This window comes from Lentibacter sp., from assembly GCF_965658795.1.
GTDB lineage: Bacteria > Pseudomonadota > Alphaproteobacteria > Rhodobacterales > Rhodobacteraceae > Lentibacter.
Map to the genome: position 1 here is coordinate 1 of NZ_CBFHTG010000018.1, position 19,399 is coordinate 19,399.

Annotated in this window: 13 protein-coding genes and 1 pseudogene; 6 read left to right on the forward strand and 8 right to left on the reverse strand. The window is 58.2% G+C overall.

What is annotated here, in order from left to right:
* From ACTG3X_RS11790 to ACTG3X_RS11815, 6 genes and pseudogenes are all read right to left on the reverse strand, one after another.
* The coding region (locus tag ACTG3X_RS11790) for a recombinase family protein (RefSeq protein ID WP_439111473.1) at nt 1-727 on the reverse strand (727 nt) is incomplete at its 3' end.
* A gap of 69 nt (nt 728-796) precedes the next feature.
* Nucleotides 797-898 (reverse strand): annotated as a pseudogene (locus ACTG3X_RS11795) (alternative ribosome rescue aminoacyl-tRNA hydrolase ArfB); the annotation flags it as partial.
* A 298-nt stretch (nt 899-1,196) separates the two neighbouring features.
* Nucleotides 1,197-1,829: a queuosine precursor transporter gene (locus ACTG3X_RS11800; RefSeq protein ID WP_439111474.1), complete on the reverse strand. Its 633-nt coding sequence runs from the start codon at nt 1,827-1,829 to the stop codon at nt 1,197-1,199.
* A gap of 83 nt (nt 1,830-1,912) precedes the next feature.
* Nucleotides 1,913-2,788 (reverse strand): esterase-like activity of phytase family protein, encoded by an 876-nt coding sequence (locus ACTG3X_RS11805; RefSeq protein WP_439111475.1) that lies wholly within the window; start codon nt 2,786-2,788, stop codon nt 1,913-1,915.
* Complete coding sequence (gene mepA, locus ACTG3X_RS11810; RefSeq protein WP_439111476.1) at nt 2,761-3,603, reverse strand: penicillin-insensitive murein endopeptidase; 843 nt, start codon at nt 3,601-3,603, stop codon at nt 2,761-2,763. The genes ACTG3X_RS11805 and mepA overlap by 28 nt, the downstream gene beginning before the upstream one ends.
* Nucleotides 3,604-3,674: 71 nt before the next feature.
* Entirely contained in the window at nt 3,675-5,051 is a 1,377-nt protein-coding gene (locus ACTG3X_RS11815) for an MFS transporter (protein ID WP_439111477.1), read from the reverse strand.
* 133 nt (nt 5,052-5,184) lie between these two features.
* Here ACTG3X_RS11815 and ACTG3X_RS11820 point away from each other — a divergent pair, with 133 nt between their 5' ends.
* The 3 genes from ACTG3X_RS11820 (at nt 5,185) to yaaA (ending at nt 8,334) form a co-directional block, all read left to right on the forward strand.
* Nucleotides 5,185-5,463: a YggT family protein gene (locus tag ACTG3X_RS11820; protein WP_439111478.1), complete on the forward strand. Its 279-nt coding sequence runs from the start codon at nt 5,185-5,187 to the stop codon at nt 5,461-5,463.
* Nucleotides 5,464-5,529: 66 nt separating this feature from the next.
* Nucleotides 5,530-7,575, forward strand: a complete 2,046-nt coding sequence (gene recQ / locus ACTG3X_RS11825; protein WP_439111479.1) for a DNA helicase RecQ — start codon at nt 5,530-5,532, stop codon at nt 7,573-7,575.
* A gap of 3 nt (nt 7,576-7,578) precedes the next feature.
* Nucleotides 7,579-8,334, forward strand: a complete 756-nt coding sequence (gene yaaA / locus ACTG3X_RS11830) for a peroxide stress protein YaaA (protein ID WP_439111480.1) — start codon at nt 7,579-7,581, stop codon at nt 8,332-8,334.
* On the opposite strand, the gene ACTG3X_RS11835 is transcribed toward yaaA, so the two are convergent.
* A complete protein-coding gene (locus ACTG3X_RS11835) occupies nt 8,331-10,502 on the reverse strand; it encodes an ATP-binding protein (protein WP_439111481.1) in 2,172 nt (723 codons plus the stop codon). The genes yaaA and ACTG3X_RS11835 overlap by 4 nt on opposite strands.
* Before the next feature lie 136 nt (nt 10,503-10,638).
* On the opposite strand from ACTG3X_RS11835, the gene ACTG3X_RS11840 reads away from it, so the two are divergent.
* From ACTG3X_RS11840 to pbpC, 3 genes are read left to right on the forward strand one after another with little or no spacing between them, the layout of a single operon-like run.
* Nucleotides 10,639-11,697, forward strand: a complete 1,059-nt coding sequence (locus tag ACTG3X_RS11840; RefSeq protein WP_439111482.1) for a PAN/Apple domain-containing protein — start codon at nt 10,639-10,641, stop codon at nt 11,695-11,697.
* A gap of 9 nt (nt 11,698-11,706) precedes the next feature.
* The gene (locus ACTG3X_RS11845) at nt 11,707-16,065 is read left to right on the forward strand and encodes an alpha-2-macroglobulin family protein (protein WP_439111483.1); all 4,359 of its coding nucleotides are present in this window, start codon (nt 11,707-11,709) and stop codon (nt 16,063-16,065) included.
* Entirely contained in the window at nt 16,062-18,104 is a 2,043-nt protein-coding gene (gene pbpC / locus ACTG3X_RS11850; RefSeq protein WP_439111484.1) for a penicillin-binding protein 1C, read from the forward strand. Before ACTG3X_RS11845 ends, pbpC begins: the two co-directional genes overlap by 4 nt.
* On the opposite strand, the gene ACTG3X_RS11855 is transcribed toward pbpC, so the two are convergent.
* A complete protein-coding gene (locus ACTG3X_RS11855; RefSeq protein WP_439111485.1) occupies nt 18,097-19,272 on the reverse strand; it encodes an acetyl-CoA C-acyltransferase family protein in 1,176 nt (391 codons plus the stop codon). The two genes, pbpC and ACTG3X_RS11855, sit on opposite strands and share 8 nt — an antisense overlap.
* Nucleotides 19,273-19,399: the final 127 nt, after the last annotated feature.

Below are 19,399 nucleotides of genomic sequence, written 5' to 3' on the forward strand. Positions count from 1 at the left end.
TTTCAGACCATCCGTTATCCTTATTTCTGCTGTTACTTCGGCTCTTTGGGAATTCGTTAATGTTTTTGTTTAAATATGAGGTTATTGTTTGAGCGCCCATGTTCTGGTTAATGCTAAAAGCAAAAATTGACCTGATGACGTTAGCATCAGGCTCCCGAAGTTCAAAAGATACCGCTCTGCCGTTCTTGTCTTTCTTGACATTTATCCAGAAAGGAACCTGGCTTGTGACTATTCTCGTTTGATCGTTCTTCTTGCTTGACCAAACAGCCTTAAGTCTTTTGCTTTTTGTTGCACTTTCTTCATGTGCACGAACCATGGCACCAATGGATAAAAACAACTGACCAGCATTTGCTCCAATACTTTCTTTGGAATAAACCTGTCGATCAAAGAGGGTGTGTATCTCAATTCCGAAGCTTAGCATTTCACTAAACTGGCTCATTGCTGTTAGGGGGTCTTGTCTCGATAGTCGGTCTAAACTTTCAACAATAAGAACGGTGTTGGATTCTATTTCACGGTTTCTCAGCGCCTCAAAGAAAACACCAAGTTGCCCTCTTGAGCTATTCGCACCAGAGTAGCCGGACACGCCTATGTCCGTTAACTCCTCTATCAACTCAAAGTTATTGGCTAAACAATAGTCTTTAGTTGCTTGAGTTTGCCTTGCCAATGAATGACCTTCAAGCTGTCTATCCGTAGACATCCTAAGATAGGAGATAGCTTTACGTTTCATCATCAAACACCATTTTGGGTCAGATTATCAAATAAGAACGCCTTTGTAAATAAGGAGTAATAATGGACATACTTTATTTACATTTTGTCCGCCGGGGCCGCTTGAGCGCACAAAATTTTCCGAAAGTTCCCAATCGGCGATCTCGATGCTGTCTGAAATGGTTAACGGCATAAATCCCTCAAGGCGGTGCACGCATGGTGCACGGGGGGTGCACGCTTTTCACCCCCCCATTTTTGCAGGTCGAGTCGAAATGTAAAAGGGCCGTTCGATGCGTGTCGAACGGCCCTCCGAGATTGTAGGAGGTGGCTGGTTAGGGCTCACCAATCCGTGGATTTTTACGCCTAGGGGCTGCCCTAGATCGTCGCCTCCCGAACTGTCCCAACACACTTCTCAAGTTTCTCATTAGACACTAGAGCACCTCCTTTCAGTTGTTTCCGATAGGGCCAGCCTGCCACAGGCTGCGCATATGTCAAACAAAATGTTGTGTATTTTTTGTGACGCGCCCCACGATGATGCGAAACGGGATCAGCGCGAGCAGGGCCAGCGAGAGCTTCACGCCCCAGTCGGCCACAGCAAGGCTTACCCAGAGCGGCGCCGCAGGGCCAAAGCCCAGAAGCGGCAGGATTTCCCCCGCCCAGGACACATCATTGGCGGGTTCGATAAAGCTGAGCGCGCCCGAGAAAGCGATTGTAAAGAAAATCGCGCTGTCCACGCTTGCGCCCAAAAGGGTCGAAACAAGCGGCGCGCGCCACCATTTCCCCGATCTTAACGCATCGAACGCCGCCACATCGAGCAGCTGCGCCACAAGGAAGGCAAGCCCCGAGCCGATGGCTATCCGCAGTGTGACCAGCGGGCCGAATTCGCCCATGATCTGCGTGCCGATGAAGGAGCAAATAACGCCCACGACAAAGCCGGCGAACACAATTTTACGAGCAATAACAGGGCCATGGATGCGGTTCATCACATCGGTGACAAGGAAGGCCAGCGGGTAGGTAAACGCCCCCCACGTGAGCCATTGGCCAAACAAAAACTGAACAAGAATGTTGGAGGCCACCACAATGGAAGCCATGGCGAGAACGCCAATAAGGTAGGTACGGGTCATCATTTATTTCCGTTTTCTCAAGGTTGCGGAGACTTGGCCTGATCCTTCAGACGCCGCCCTCCTACGCCCCTAAACCCCTTATTTCAAGGGGTTTTTACACGGTATCGCACAAAACTTGTCGCCATGATCGGCAGGAAGTTGTTGTCACTCACCAGCTCGACAACCACCCCCTCGGGCGTTTGCCGCACAGAGATCCCCTCAAGGTTGCCATGGGTCCAGAAACGGGTCTTGAGCAGCTCCTCCTCGCCCGAAAGCGCCCGCCCATCCCAGGCAAACCGCCTGATCCGCGTGCGAAACCCGTTGAGCAAATAGTCCCGCTCCAGCACATAGAGCCGCCCGTCTGGCCCGAAATCCGCCCCCACAGGAAGGAAGGCGCCCCGCCGCGGGAGTTCTGCCATCTGCCACGTCTCAGCCTTATAAACAAAGGCAGGAAAAGCCCGCCGCACATCTCCCGAGCGCTCGGGAATGGCCACCAAAGCCCCATCAGGTGCAACCGCCAGCGCTTCAAGGCCTGCGTTTCCGCCAAACCTGTCAAAGGCCAGCGGCACCTCCAGAGCCCGCACCAAGCCGCCCGCAGTGTCATAGAGATCAACGCGGTGCTCGCCTTCAAACGACACGGCCAAGAGCCCGTCCGCAAGCAGCGCAAGCCCCTCACTGTCGCGCTTTCTTGGCACAAGCCCGTCGCCACCCGCTCCGCGCAGCCGAACGGCCTCGCCAAAGGCATGCCCTCCGTTATTTACCGTCATCTCAAACAGATAGCCCCTGTCCGTAAGCGCGTATCCACTGCCGTTTTCGCGAAGTTCCAAGCCAGAGAGGCCGCCAAAATCTGGCCGCCCAGCAGGCGCTTGCACCTCCTCGCTTGAGAGATAGTCTACCCCGTCAGAGTGCCCTGACTGCCAGTACCAGCCGCAGAGCGCGGCGATTATCGCGCCTAGCGCGACTGCAAAACGCCAACGCATTGATTGGGCAGATCAGCCAGAGTGTACTCGCGACGAGGTTTTGCAGGCTTTGCGTTAGGGTCAGGGGGCGGCGGGTTGAGGATATTGTCCACCCATGTCTGCGCATCAGCACATCCGTCACCCGCTGGCGGAGCGGCTTGGTCTACGCAGCCGCGCATTCCCTTCGGACAACTCAAGCGCACGTGAAAATGATAGTGATGCCCCCACCATGGCCGCACTTTGCGCAGCCAGCTTTTGTCGCCCTTTTCCTCGTTACACATCCGCACTTTGGCACCCGGAAAGACAAAGATACGGGCCGTGCGCGGATCTTTTGCAGCGGCCTTCATGATCTCCATATGCTGACGTGTATAATTACCATTGGTGTACGCGCCATTGGCACGGCGTAGCGAAATAGAAGACAGGCTCTCGCGCTCGCTTACGCTGAGGTTCAGCCGCTTGGGTGGCAGCATCCATATATCTGCGTCCAGCCCGATCTGGTGGCTGCGATGCCCCGACAGCATCGGCCCGCCACGCGGCTGGCTCATATCCCCCACATAGAGCCCGTCCCACCCGGGTTGGGTGGCGGCAAAACGTGACAGGTTCTGCACGAAATCAACAAGCTCGGGATGGCCCCAATTCCGGTTGCGCGACAGGCGCATAGCCTGCCATGTCGGCCCCGTTTCAGCCAGTTCGACACCGCCTGCCAGACAGCCTTTGGCATAGCTTCCAATCGGTTCAGACGACTGGTTTGAGCCACTTGGCATTGCGCCAAACAGCTGTTTGGCGAGCTTGCTTTTCATGTGCGCCGGAATGGGCGCAGCACTTTTTGTGCTCATGGTTTCAGGCGCTGATGCACCACAGGCAGCAAGAAAACTAAACGCACATACCACAAAAAACTTTTTCAAAATTAGCTCCTGTCTCCTTCGGGCTTAACCCACCGTAACAAAACCAGCCCAAGAAGAAAGAGCCCAATCACAGGAGAAACCCCAAGCCGCGCACTTCCGCTCACCATCGTGGCAAGCCCGATGAGCGTGGGCGCAAGAAACGCTGTGGCCCGCCCTGTAAGGCCATAAAGACCAAAGCTCTCGGTAGGAGCCTCGGGCTTTGCGTGCCGCACCATAAGCGTGCGAGAGGCCGCTTGCAGCGTGCCGCCAAGGCCACCAATGAACACACCACAGAGTAGAAAGACGAAATCAGGCAGAGCGGAGTCTGCCGCCAAAGGCGCACCAAAGAACATCTCGCGCGACATCGAGACAATAACAACGCAGACCGCAATCAGGAGCCAAATCGCAACAATGATCACGGGCTTTGGGCCGAGGCGCTGGTCAAGCTTTCCCCCCAGCCAGCTAAACAAAGCAGCCGAAATCGCCCCGATCACGCCAAAAACGCCAATCTGCGTCACCTCCCAATTGAGCACGAGCGCAGCATAAACGCCGCCAAAGCTGTAGAGGCCGTTGAGCGCATCTCGATACAGCATAGACGAGCCAAGGTAAGCCGCGAGTGACGTATTGTGGCGCAGGCTTTTCAGCGACCGCCCAAGCGACGCGAGCGCCGCAGATACGCTTGCCTTGGCCGCCCCCGCCACAGGAACGTCCCGCACCCAAAGGAAATACGGCACCATGAAAACAATGAACCACAGCGCCGTAAAAGGCCCAACAAAGCGTGTGCCCTCGCGCGCCGCGGCATCAAAGCCAAAAGCCGGATCAAGCCCGATCAGAGTTTTGCCGTTGGCTTGCTCCACAAACAGCAAGAGCATGATCGCCAGCGCCAGCACGCCACCAAGGTAACCAAAGGCAAACCCCGAGCCCGATATTTCGCCCGTTCCCTTATTGCTCACAAGCGAAGGGAGTTGCGAATTGATAAAGATAAGCGCCCACTCCGCGCCAATAAATCCGAGACCGAAGGCACATAGGCCCCACCACAAGTTGGAGCCATCGGGCAACATAAACCAAAGCCCGAAAGCACCCACAACATAGAGCAGCGAAAACCCGAATATCCAAGGGATGCGCCGCCCAGAGCTGTCGGCCAAGGCCCCCAAAAACGGCGCGCCCAACCCGATGAAAACGCCAATGAAGCCAAGACCAAGAGACCACATGCTTTGTGCACGTGCGTCTGCTGCCTGCTCATCAAGCCCTGTGCCCAGAAAATACTGGGCAGCAACGCTTGCAAAGAACGGGCCAAAAATGAAGGTAACGAGAAGTGTGTGGTAGGGCTGGCTCGCCCAATCAAAAAAGTACCAACCCCAAATCCGCTTTCGTGCCGAAATCTCTTTGGAATGCGTCATGCTGCCCCCGCTCGCTTTGAAAAGACTAGACATTGAAAGGCGCGGCAACGCAACATTTTGTGCGCAGCCTATCCCTTGCCCTTTGCGGGCAGCCCCCCTAGGTAAAGCGCATACATCTTGAAAGGCCAAACGCATGATCCCTCTTATCAACACGCTTCAACTGGTGCTCGACGTGGCCTTCACGCTGCTTCTGGTCCACGTGATCATGAGCTGGCTGATCAACTTTCAGGTGCTCAATCTCGGCCAGCCGCTTGTTGCCCAGATATGGCAGGGCCTGAACAAGCTGTTTGAGCCTGTGTTCCGCCCTGTTCGCAACATTTTGCCCAACACACACCCGCTCGATCTGGCTCCGCTGGTGGTGTTTATCATCATCATCGCTCTGCGCGACTACTTCTTGCCAAGCCTTTATTGAGCACTGCTTGCCAGCCCATGGCCCCTGTGAGAAACAGGGGCAAAGAGCAGCAAGAGAAACAGATAAATGGCTTCGGCAAACGCGCTTCTAAAGTCCGTCTTCGGCTTTGACGCCTTCCGCCCCGGGCAGGAAGAGATCGTGCTTGCCGTGGCAGCAGGCGAAAGCGTACTGGCCATCATGCCGACAGGTGGCGGCAAGTCGCTCTGCTACCAGCTGCCAGCGCTCATGAGCGACGGGCTAACACTCGTGATCTCGCCACTCATTGCCCTCATGCGCGATCAGGTTGCAGCCCTTCAAGCCGCAGGTGTTGCCGCGGGTGCGCTCACATCGGCAGCCTCTGAAGAAGAGAATGACGCAGTCATCCGGGCCGCCAGATCAGGCGAGCTGAGCCTTCTCTACCTCGCGCCAGAGCGCTTGTCCTCAACCGTCACACGCAACATTCTGCGCGACGCCTCAGTTGCAAGGATCGCAGTAGACGAGGCTCACTGCGTGAGCCAATGGGGCCATGACTTCCGCCCTGATTACCTGCGCATCGGCGAACTACAGCGCTATCTCAATGTCCCACTGGCCGCGTTTACCGCAACAGCCGACAAAGAGACCCAAGAAGAAATTACAACGCGCTTGTTTGGCGGGGTTCCGCCTCGCAGCTTTCTACGGGGGTTTGACAGGCCCAACATCAGCCTCGCCTTCTCGCCCAAGAACAAACCGCGCCAGCAAATTTTGGCCTTTGTTGCCGCACGGCGCGGCCAATGCGGAATCGTATATTGCGCCACGCGCGCCAAGACCGAGGCGCTGGCGCAGGCCCTGCGCGACGAGGGCCACAACGCCTGCCACTATCACGGCGCAATGGACCCGGACGAGCGCCGCCGTGTGGAGCACCGCTTCAACACCGAAGACGAGCTGATTGTGGTGGCCACCATTGCCTTTGGCATGGGAGTCGATAAGCCCGATATCCGCTGGGTCGCCCACGCTGACCTGCCAAAGTCGGTCGAAGGCTACTACCAGGAAATCGGCCGCGCTGGCCGCGATGGTGCGCCCGCCGAAACTCTCACACTCTACGGCCCCGAAGACATCCGCCTGCGCCGCGCCCAGATTGACGAAAGCCTCGCGCCCGCCGAGCGCCAAGAGGCCGATCACGGACGTCTCAACGCCCTCCTCGGGCTGGCCGAGGCCATAAGCTGCCGCCGCCAGCTTTTGCTTGGCTATTTTGATGAAGCCTCAGAGCCCTGTGGCAACTGTGACCTCTGTGAGAAGCCCCCCGAAACCTTTGATGCAACCGAGTCTGCTCGCATGGCGCTCTCTGCAATCCTGCGCAGTGAAGAGCGCTTTGGCGCGGGACAAATTGTTGATATCCTGCTTGGAAAGATGACAGACAAGGTCCGCCAGTTCGGCCATGACGCTCTGCCGACATTCGGAGTGGGTGGCGCCTATAGCCCTGTCCAGTGGCAGGCGATTTTGCGCCAGCTTATGGGCCGCGACCTCATCCGCCCCGATGCCCGCGCGCATGGCGCGCTGAAAGTAACACGCAAGGCTCACCCCTTGCTCAAGGGCGAAGAAGCGCTAACCCTGCGCCAAGACCTTATCACAACCGCTGCCGCCAGCAGCGGGCCGAAGATCAAAATGCTGGTCTCTGAAGAAGACGCACCGCTTTTCTCAGCGCTCAAAGCAAAGCGCCGCGCTCTTGCGGAAGCGGCAGCGCTCCCGGCCTACATCGTATTCAACGACCGCACCCTTGTTGAAATGGTCAAGCGCAAGCCGCAAACGCTGGATGAATTCGCCATGATTCCCGGCGTTGGTCAAAAGAAGCTTGAGAAGTATGGCCGCGACTTTCTTTCTGTTCTGTCAGACGACACACCAAAGGCCCACCCTGCGCGCCGCAAGCTCGCTGGCAAGCCTGCAGGCAGCCTGTTTGATATGCTCATGGACGCGCACCAAAAGCTTCAGCGCGGCTCCTGCGGAACTCAAAAACCACTCAGCCTGACAAATTCGCAGCTGGCAAAGGTTGCACAAACACGGCCACAGTCCCTAGATGCACTAGAGCGACTGATCGGCGACAAACGCGCCGAGCGCTTTGGAGAGACCTTTCTTGACCTGATGCATGGGGGTGCATGACACATGTTGGTAGTAATTTCGCCTGCGAAGAAACTGAACGAAGACGCTACGGCCAAACTCCCCGTGAGCGCGCCCGTCTTTGCCACCCGCGCCGAAGAGCTGGCGCACGAGGCCGCAAAGCTCACCGCTGGCGACCTCGCCAAACTGATGCACCTGAGCGATAACCTCGCCAAACTCAACTATGACCGGTTCCAAAACTGGGAGGCCATGCAGCCCGCACCTGCCGCGCTCATGTTCAATGGCGACACCTACTCCGGCCTTGAGGCGGCAAGCCTGGAAGAAGACGAGCTGCTCTGGGCAGGGGATCACCTGCGCATTCTGTCAGGGCTCTACGGCCTCTTGCGCCCCCTTGACGAGATCAAGCCCTACCGTCTGGAAATGGGCACACGCTTCAAAAACCCGAAGGGCAAAAACCTCTATGAGTTTTGGGGCAGTGCCATCGCCGACCAACTGAATACCGAAGGCGCGGCCGTTGGAGCAGACACGCTCGTCAACTGCGCCAGTCAGGAATATTTCGGCGCGGTCGACCTTGCCGCGCTAAAGTTGCGGGTTGTCACGCCCATGTTCTATGAAGACAAACCGCAAGGCCCGAAGATTGTCAGCTTCTATGCCAAGAAAGCACGCGGGGCGATGGCGCGCTATATCATCCAGCACCGTATCAAAGAAGCCGAGGCCCTCAAGGAGTTTGATACGGGTGGCTATGCCTATGCACCCGAGCTTTCAACGCCAGACAAACCTGCTTTCCTGCGCGCGGGCTAGGGCGCGGTCTCGACAATAACAGGTGCCGCATCGGTTGGTTGATGGTCGCCGATTGCACCATAGATCTCGGCCTTGCGCAGAGGCTTGTTGAGAAACGCATCCATGCCTGCCGCCATGATCTCTTCTTTGTCTCCCGCCATCGCATGTGCCGTGAGCGCAAAAATAGGCGTATGTCTTCCGCTTTCGGCCTCCAGCGCTCTGATCCGTCTTGTCGCTTCTTTCCCGTCCATCTCTGGCATGGAAATATCCATGAACACGAGGTCAGGCTCAAACGACTGATAAAGCGCAACCGCCTCCACACCGTTGCCTGCGAATTTAAGATCAATATCCAGCGCCTTGACCATCTTACGAAACACCAACTGGTTGGTCTTGTTGTCTTCAGCCGCAAGCACACGCATTTTCCGCTGGCTCGATGTCATCACCTCCACATCAGATGTTTCAGCCGCTGCGGCTTCTTCAGGCTCTTTTTCCTGCAACAGTTTGTCCAATAGGGCGCGGCGGCTCAGAGGTTTTTGCAAATGCTGCACATCCAATCGGCCTGCACCCTCGGCCTGAAGCCCGCTCGCCTGAGGGCCCAGAAGCAGCACGCGCCCGCCAAACTCTGCTGCCTCCAGTGACGCCAACAGATCGTGCCCCACAAAATCACTATCCGCCATCACCAGCGATGTCTCAGGCTTCAAACAAGCCAAAGCATCAGGAACCGTTGCGCAGCGCTCTACAGCCAAACCAAGCTTTGTCATTTGCTTTTGAGCCAGCTCAGCCAAAATATCAGAGGGTTCAAGCAACAAGGCCTTACCATGGATGGGCTTTAGCGTGCTTGTTTCGGCTTGAGCTTCGGTCGCCAGCTCCACCTTGAAGCCAAAACTGGAGCCAACCCCGACTTCGGAATCCACCCAAATCTCGCCACCCATCATTTTGACAAGCTTCTGGCTTATCGCAAGGCCCAGCCCCGTACCCTCATACGCGCGGTTGCGCTCATCTTCCACTTGATTGAACTCGCCAAAGACATGCGCAAGCTTGTCTTCAGGGATACCGATACCTGTGTCTTGCACGGTGACATGCACCCGCGTCTTGCGCGCCGCCGCATCAAAGACACCCACCACCCGCACCAGCACATGCCCCGCGCTGGTAAACTTCACCGCATTGCCGATCAGGTTTGTCAGCACTTGGCGCAACCGACCGACATCCCCGACGAACTGCGTCGGCATAAACAGATCGTAGTCCACAACGATCTGCACCTCCTTGCCCTGCAAGGCAGGCTGCATCAACAGAACGACCTCGTGGATCGCCGTATCCAGATCAAACGGCTGGTGCTGTAGCACCATTTTTTCGGCATCAAGCTTGGAGAAATCGAGCACATCATTGATGATCACCAAAAGAGCTTCACCTGAGTTTTTGATCGTCTTGGCAAAAAGCTCCTGCTCTTCGTCCAGAGCCGTATCCATAAGAAGCTCGGCCATCCCGACAACACCGTTCATGGGGGTACGGATCTCATGGCTCATATTGGCGAGGAAAGCCGATTTGGCACGCGCCGCGCTTTCAGCACTGTCGCGGGCCTCTCTTAGATCGCGCTGGTAACGCACAGTTTCGGAGATATTAAGCGCGAGGCTCACCACATCGCCACCGTGCCCACGCTGGTCAATAAGTTTGACATATTCTCCATTCCAGAGCCGGATCGTCTCTGGAGCGGGGTCAATGCTTTGCCAGCGTGCCAGCATCCGCGCGCGCCATTCTGCTGGCGCCTCGCCTGCAAGGTCAACGATGCCCTCATCGGTGAGCAACTGTAGAAGCGTGATGTAGGTTACCCCAGTCGTTACCTCTTCCAGCCCGTCAAACGCCCAAAGGTAGGCTTTGTTGGCCATGATCATCTGGCTGTCAGAATTAAAAAAGGCAAACCCGTCATTGATCGACTGGATCGAAAGCCAAAGCCTGCGTTCGGCAATCTCGATCTTTTTGTTGGCAACAGACAGGTCAGACTTAACCCGCTGGTTTTCATCGCGCACATTTTTGACTTCGGCACGTGTCTCGACAATCTGGGCAGAGAGCATTTTGGCATGCGCCCCCAGCTTCTGGTTTGCCGCAAAAAGCTCGGCCTGCTTCTGCTCAAGCAGGCGCTCGGCCGCAAGCCGCGAGCGCCTTTCTTGCGTGAGCTTGTCCACCAGGCTCATTTGCTTCTCCACCATGCTGCGAGTGTCTTACCCACAAACTAGCCCAAACAACGTGAAGACCTGTTTAACGACGATGCAAAACATTGCGTGAAATGGTCTTACCGTGCGACGATAAAGACGACTCACGGAGGGTTTCATGAAAAAATTTATTGCCACGCTGTTCCTTTTGCTCATTTCAAGCTCGTTGGCGGTGGCTCAAGCCGTTCTACCTGAGCGGCACATGACCGTTTTTCTCAACACAGACCTTGTCGGAAACGACCTTCAACAGCTCTTTGATACTGACGAGCCCTCCTGCCAGCGCGCATGCATCGCCCTTGAAGCCTGTGTCGCCTATACCTTCAACACCAAGTCGAATGCCTGCTTTCCCAAGTCTGGCGCATACGACCAGCTGTTTTTTGAGGGCGCCAAATCTGTCGCAATGCGCCCCTATGCGCCTGAGGTGATCGCCCTGGCCGAAACCCGCGCCCAAGAGCTGAGCTTCCTGAAACCGCGTGATCTGCAAAACGCCCGCGCCTTCGCCGCAGGGCTGGCAGACAAGCACCCCGACGCCCAGTGGAGCACCACCGCAATGCGCGACACCGCCAGAGACCGTGCAGTCACAGGTGATCTCTTTTCCGCATGGCGCTGGATGGGAGCTGTCACAGCCCGTACAGACACAGCCCAAGACTGGGCCAGCTACAGCGGTTTTATTGATCGGTACAAGCCTTCCCAACGCAGCGATAGACGCCGCTTTACCAACGATGCCCTGATGGCTTCTATCAACGCATATCTGCGCGCAAGCGCAGCAGAAACACGCGCCCAAGCCCTCCAGACCATGGCCAACACATTGCAAGAGCTGGGCCGCGGTCGTGATATGATTCCGGCATTAAAACTGGCTCAGTCTCTCTCGTCAGCACCCGAAATTTCTGTTGCGCTTGCCGAAGCACGTTCCAAATACGGCTTCCGCATTGTGACAACTGACGTTGAAGCCGAAACCGCAAACCCCAAGATCTGCGTGGAGTTCAATGAGCCGCTCTCCAAAGATGAAGAAGATTTCGCACGGTTCCTCGCCCTCCCTGACCCCCGGTTTGCCGTTCAGGCCGAGGGCGATGAACTCTGCATTTCAGGTGTTGAATTCGGATCACGCTACAGCGTCACCTTTCGCGCCGGCCTGCCCGCGCAAAGCGGCGAGGGGCTCGACCGCGATGTGATCTAGAGCTTCTATGTGCGCGACCGCGTGGCAAGCGCAAGCTTCCCGGGCCGTGGCTACGTGCTGCCTCTTGGCGGCGAGGCAAGCCTGCCTGTACAAACGGTCAACGCGCCCGAACTTGACCTGACCCTGCGCCGCGTCAGCGACCGTAACCTGCTGCGCGCCATGCAAGACGGACTCTTTGCGCAGCCGCTCTACCGCTATCAAGAGAGTCAGCTAGGTGGCGTCATCGGCGACGAAATCTGGAGCGGCACAGGCCTGACCGATGGTGCCCTCAACCAAGACGTCACAACGCGCCTACCCATTGGCGAGGCCATCGCAGGCCAGCCTGCGGGCATCTATGTTTTGAGCGCCGCAGTCAAAGGCGACACGGAGCCATATAACAGCGTCGCTCAGCAATGGTTTGTCCTGTCTGACATTGGCCTCAGCACCGCAGCAGGCAATGACGGCCTCCATGTCTTTGTAAAAAGCCTCAAGACAGCGCAGCCAATGAGCGGAACGAAAGTTCAGCTTGTGTCGCGTGCCAACCGTATCATCGCCGAGGCCATGACAGACGCGTCTGGCGCGGCACAGTTCCCTGCCGCGCTCACAGCAGGCAAAAGCGGCGCTGAACCAGCCATGGTCTTGGCGCATAGCGGCAACGAAGACTTGGCATTCCTCTCTCTGACAGACCCGGCATTTGACCTCTCCGACAGGGGCGTCTCTGGCCGCAATGCCCCCAAAGCGCTTGATCTGTTTTTGACAACCGACAGGGGAGCCTACCGCGCAGGCGACACGATATTCGCAACAACGCTGGTCCGTAACACGAAAGCAGAGGCCCTCGAAGACCTCCCTATAACAGCGGTGCTGTTGCGCCCTGACGGTGTCGAATACAGCCGCCAGCTCTCGGCCCAAGGCAACGCGGGAGGTCACGTCTTTGCCATGCCCGTCGCCACAAGTGCGCCACGTGGCGCTTGGACGCTCGAGATGCGCAGCGCAGCAGACGGAGATGCCCTGACAAGCACAACTGTTCTGGTGGAAGATTTTCTGCCCGAGCGGATCGACTTTAACATCGAAATTGAAGCCACCGAACTCAGCGCAGACATGCCCACAAATGCCAGGCTCAAGGCCGCCTATCTCTTTGGTGCGCCTGCCGCCGATCTCACGGTCGAGGGCCGCATCAGCCTGAGTGCCAACCGCACGCTCGAGGCCTACCCGGGCTTTACCTTCGGGCCTTACACAGCCGGCTTCCGCACGGTGTCTGATGCCCTGCCCTCTACTCAAACAGACGCAACAGGCACCGCAACAATCCCCCTCGCCTTGCCCAAGGCCGACGCCTTGGGCCTGCCGCTGGAAGCCACAGTGCGCCTGCAAGTTGCCGAGGGCTCAGGCCGCCCTGTCGAGCGCAGTGCAACACGCCCCGTGCAAAGCACAACACCCCTCGTGGGCCTCAAGCCACTGTTTGACGGCGTTGTCTCCGAAGGCACCGAAGCCACGTTTGATATCATGGTGCTCGCGGCCAACCGCATCCCCATGTCGGCAGACGCACGCTGGACTCTCAACCGCGTTAACACGCGCTACCAATGGTATGAACAAAACGGCAATTGGAACTGGGAACCTATCATAACCCGCACCAAAGAGCTGTCAGGCCAAGTGAGCTTGGCAGGTGGCAAAGGCACCGTGACCGCCCCTGTTGACTGGGGCGAATACGAGCTTGTCGTCGAGCTAGAAGGGCGTGCCTACAGCTCGGCCTCAGACTCATTTTATGCAGGCTGGTACAACGTTGGCGGCGCAGTCAGCACCCCTGACACACTAGAGCTGTCTCTTGATCGTGAAAGCTACACAGTGGGCGATGACGTTCAACTCCGCGTGCTGCCACGCAGCGCTGGCACAGCCATGGTACAAGTCATGTCAGACCGTCTCATCTCCACCAAGATGGTTGATCTGACCGCAGGAGAAAATCTCATCCCGATGCAAGTCAGCGCAGACTGGGGCGCAGGCGCCTATGTCACTGTCACCCACATCAGCCCGATGGGTATGGACGACAGCTTCCTGCCAACCCGCTCTATAGGCCTTGCCTACGCAAGTGTTGACCCCGCCGATAAGGCGCTTGATGTGGAGCTGCTCTCTCTTGATCTCACCAAGCCGCGCCAACCTCTTCAAGTGGCCATCAAAGCAAACAACGTGGCCGCAGGAGAAACCGCTTTTGTGACCCTCGCAGCCGTGGATGCAGGTATCCTCAACCTCACAGGTTTTGAGCCGCCCGCACCCAAAGAGCACTACTTTGGCAAACGCAAACTCGGTGTCGAACTGCGCGACATTTATGGCCGTCTGATTGATGCCTCCAAAGGCAACCTCGGGCGCATCCGCTCGGGTGGAGATGCTGGCGGAGCAGCAGGCCTTGAAGGCCCGCCCCCGACTGACGAGCTTGTCACCTTCTTCCAGGGCCCTGTCGAAATCGGGGCAGATGGAATGGCAAATATTGCATTTGACGTGCCCGAGTTCAACGGCACCTTGCGGCTCATGGCTGTTGTCTGGTCGCCCACCGGCGTTGGGGCGGCAAACAAAGATGTGATCATACGAGATCCGATTGTGCTTAGCGTCAGCTTGCCAAACCATCTCTCGCCCGGCGACCAAAGCCAGCTGCGCCTTGAGATCACCCATGCAGATGGCCCGACAGGTGCTGTTGGCCTTGAGCTGGCCTCCACGGCGATTGAGCTGGTCAAAAGCAGCTTGCCTGCCAAGCTCTCGCTGGGCGAGGGCGAACAGGCTGTCTTCACCGTGCCTATGAGCGCTGCAACCGAGGGGGATCATGAGATTACAATCACTCTGACATCGCCTGAAGGAGAGACCCTCACAAAGACGCTCACACTTCCTGTGCGCCGCCTTGACCCCGAAGTCTCCACAACCCGCCGCCTCTCTCTGGCGGGGACAAAAAGCTTTATTCTAGATGCCAATCTGACAGAAGCTTACCGCGGCGAAACGACCCGCGCGCTGGTATCGGCAGGGCCGATTGCGAAGTTCGATGTTGCCAGCCTTCTGGCCAAACTCGACCGCTACCCTTACGGCTGCACCGAGCAGCTCACCTCGACAGCCATGCCGTTGCTCTACTTCTCTGCTGTCACAGAGGGCCTCGGCCTGACCCAACGTAGCGATGTGAACGAACGCGTTGAAAAAGCTGTTGCACGCATCCTGACACGGCAGTCCTCTTCTGGCAGCTTTGGCCTTTGGTACCCCGGGTCTGGAGACCTGTGGCTTGACGCCTATGTCACCGACTTTCTCAGCCGCACCCGCGCCCAAGGCCTGAATGTGCCTGACCTCGCCTTCAAGAATGCGCTCGGCAACCTCACCAACCGCGTGAACAATTATGGCGACTTTGACAGTGAGGGCGGCGACCTGGCCTACGCGCTTTATGTTCTGGCCCGAGAAGGCCAAACAGCTGTGTCTGATCTGCGCTACTATGCCGATGTGAAGGAACGGGCCTTTAACACACCGATGGGAAAGGCCCAGCTGGGAGCCGCTCTTGCCTATCACGGCGATCAGCTGCGCGCAGATGCCATGTTCACCAGCGCCGTTGACGCAATCTCGCGCATGGCAGGGCCACAAAGCTACACGTGGCGCGCCGATTACGGCACCCGCCACCGCGACACAGCCGCAGTGATTGCCCTTGGTCAGGAAGCCGGCAGCAAGGCCGTAAACCTCGCAGCCCTCGCCGAGCGGATCACCGGCGATACAGGCCGCCACTCAACTCAAGAGATGGTCTGGACATTGCTCGCCGTTGACTCACTCCTTGGCGCAGCGCCAAGCCTCACGCTCAATGGTGAGAGCCTCGATCTACCTGTTTTACAACTTGATCACGCAGAGCTGCTGCAAGGCCAGACCCTGACAAACACAAACAATGACGCGACAGACATCACCCTTACAACCTTTGGTGTGCCCCGCGTGGCGCCAGAGGCGGGGGGCTATGGCTACAGCATCACACGCCAGTATTACACGCTCGATGGTGTGCCTGTTGACGCACTTGATGTGGTTGCAGGTGAGCGCTTGGTCACCCATCTCAAGGTCAACTCTTTTGAGAACGCATCCGCACGCCTCATGATCAATGATCCGCTCCCGGCGGGCTTTGAAATCGACAATCCCAACCTCTTGCAAAGCGGTGACATTGGCGCGCTCAGCTGGCTGACACCGTCACGCACCGAGACCACCGAGTTCCGCGCCGAGCGCTTTCTCGCCGCTGTCAATGCAAGCGCGCGTGAAACTGTCGAGCTGGCCTATATCGTGCGCGCTGTCACACCGGGGCGTTACCACCACGCGCCAGCCACGGTCGAGGACATGTACCGCCCGATCTATCGCGCTCACACCGCAGCAGGCGAGGTGACAGTATCGCCAAAATGATCCGTCATGCTGTGCTCGCCGCAACCTGCGCCATGGCCCTCTTTGCAGGCGCACATGACGGGCTGAACCGCTGGACACAAGACGCAGTGCTTCCCCCGCTGCTTCACGAAACCTCGGTGGAAGTGCGCGCGCGTGGTGGAGAGCTTCTCCGCGCCTTTCCTGTGGAAGACGGGCGCTGGCGGCTCGCCACACGGATAGCTGATGTTGACCCGACCTATATTGAGGCGCTCCTGGCCTATGAAGACAAGCGCTTCTTTCAACACAGAGGTGTCGACGCCCGCGCGCTCATTAGGGCCAGCTGGCAAGCGCTCTGGAACGGTCGCATTGTCTCGGGCGGATCAACTCTCACCATGCAAGTCGCACGGCTGCTCGAAAATGGCCGCACAGGAAGCTGGAGCGGAAAATTGCGCCAAATGCAGCTGGCACTGGCGCTCGAACAGCGGCTCAGCAAAGAAGAAATCCTTACGCTTTACCTCACCCACGCGCCCTTTGGTGGCAACCTGGAAGGCGTGCGTGCAGCCAGCTATGCCTACTTCGGCAAAGGGCCAAAGCGCCTCACGCCTGCGCAAATCGCTCTGCTGGTTACCCTGCCCCAAGCGCCAGAAGCCCGCCGGCCCGACCGCGGCGCACGCGTGGCCCAAGCCGCGCGCGATGCGGCTCTGGAACGCCTTGAAGAGGCAGGGGTATTTCATTCAGAAGCCACCTCTGCTGCACGCCGCACCGCGGTTTCCTCCAGCCTCAAACCGTTTCCAGCCACAGCCTTTCACACCACCGAGCGCGCACGGCTTGAGCAGCCAGAACAAGCGCAGATCTTGCTGACACTTGATGCTGGGCTTCAAAACCGCCTTGAAAGCCTCGCAGCCTCACATCTCAACCGCCTTGAGCCCAATGTCACCATCGCGCTTATGGTGGCCGATCACACAAGCGGCGAGATCCTTGCGTCTGTTGGCTCTGCCGCTGAAATAGACGACACCGCCCGCAAGGCCTACATCGACATGACCCGCGCAACCCGGTCCCCCGGATCGGCGCTCAAACCACTGGTTTACGCCATGGCGTTCGACCTCGGCTTGGCCCACCCCGAAACCCTCATCAAAGATGCCCCCGTGCGCTTTGGCACCTATACGCCGAGCAACTTTGACGGCCAGTTTCGCGGCGAAATCAAGCTGCGCGAAGCGTTGCAACTCTCGCTCAACATTCCCGTCGTTAGCCTGCTCGAGCGCATTGGCCCCGAGCGCTTCATGCAACGGCTGGAGCGCGCGGGGCTGCAGCCGCAGCTACAAGGCAGCAAGGCTGGCCTAGCCGTCGGGCTTGGCGGCGTCGGGCTTTCTCTGCACGATCTGGTCACACTTTACGCCAGCTTTGCCCAACACGGCAGGGCCGTTACACTCAGCCAATATGCGCCACAGCCTACAAGCGGCCAACGCGTCACAGCCTCTGCCGCCGCATGGCAAGTTGGCGAAATCCTGTCTTCAGCCCCGCTGGAAAATGCACAGCTCAACCACGGCATCGCCTTCAAGACAGGCACGTCATATGGCTACCGTGACAACTGGGCCCTGGGCTATGACGGGCGCTATGTTGTCGGCGTCTGGGTGGGCCGCGCCGACGGTACGCCCATGCAACAGGCCTTTGCGCGCAGCACCGCGGCCCCTTTGCTGGCGCAAGTCTTTCAATACGTCGCACCACAAATAGCCCCCTTGGCGCCTCCGCCTCCAGAAACGCTCATCGTGAGCAACGCACAATTGCCACAGCCCCTACAACGCTTTGAAACCCGCGATGCGCTCAAACGGGCTGACGCCAGCCGCCCCGACATCGTCTTTCCTCCGTCAGGCGCACGGCTCGCTGCTGACCCCGAGCTACCGCTCATTCTCAAGCTACGCGGCGGCACACCGCCCTATGCGGTCTTTGCCAACGGGGAGATAAAAGCGCTTGGGCTGCACAGCCGAGAGGCTTCCCTCGGGCCGATGACCCAAGGTTTTTTTGAACTGAGCGTGGTGGATGCAGAGGGCCGCGCAACCCGCGCCTCTATCGAGATCAGATAGCTTCAATCGCAAGGGCAATACCCTGCCCGCCACCGATACACATCGTGATCAAGGCGCGCTTGCCGCCGATCCGCTCAAGCTCGTAGAGCGCTTTCAAAGTGATGATTGCACCTGTCGCGCCCACAGGGTGCCCCAGCGCGATTGCGCCACCGTTGGGGTTTACCTTTGCAGGGTCAAGACCCAGCTCTTTGTTCACCGCAAGCGCTTGCGCCGCGAAGGCTTCGTTGCTTTCAATCACATCAAAATCTGCAAGGCTCAGGCCCGTACGCGCCAACAGGTTTTGTACCGCAGGTACGGGGCCAATCCCCATAACCTCAGGGCGCACACCCGCATGGGCGTAGCCCAAAACACGGGCACGCGGTTTGAGCCCGGCAGCCTCCGCCGCGTCAGCGCGGGCAAGCACCATAGCCGCCGCGCCGTCGTTGATGCCTGAGGCGTTGCCGGCGGTGACGGTGCCGTCTTTCTGGAAGACGGTGCGCAAGCCTGCGAGGGCTTCGGGGGTTGTGGCCTTGGGGTGTTCATCCACGTCAAAGGGCACCATGTCGCGCTTCACGCGCACCTCGACAGGCACGATCTGGCTGGCAAAATACCCCGCCTCGATCGCCTTTGCGGCGCGGATCTGGCTCTCCATTGCGAAGGCGTCTTGCGCCTCGCGGCTGATGTCGTGCTCGGCGGCCACGTTCTCGGCGGTCACGCCCATGTGGCCCGTTCCGAAGGGGCAGTTGAGCGCGCCAAGCATCATATCTTGTGTCTTGATGTCGCCCATTTTCTGGCCCCAGCGCTGCGCCGGAACGATGTAGGGCGCGCGGCTCATACACTCGATCCCGCCCGCCACAGCAAAGTCCGCATCTTGCAGCATAAGAGATTGCACAGCAGAAACAATGGCTTGCGCGCCCGACCCGCAGAGGCGGTTCACGTTCATCGCCGGCGCTGTATCAGGGATGCCCGCCTCCATCGCGGCAACGCGGCTGAGGTACATATCGCGCGGCTCGGTGTTGATCACATGGCCAAACACCACATGCCCGATCTGTGCGCCCTCAACGCCAGAGCGCTCCAAAGCGGCCTTGGTCACGGTCGCGCCGAGCGCGGATGGCGCTGTGCCTGCAAGGCTTCCGCCAAAGGTGCCGATGGCCGTACGTGCGCCGTCCAGAATTACGATATCGCTCATAGTGTCCCCGCTATGCTGAGTAAAAACTTGCGCCAACATAGGCCCAACACCCGCCTGATGAAAAGCACAACGGAGCGTCATTTTGCCCGCCAAACCGCGTGGGGCAGCCTATGTGGCATCCTGTGCA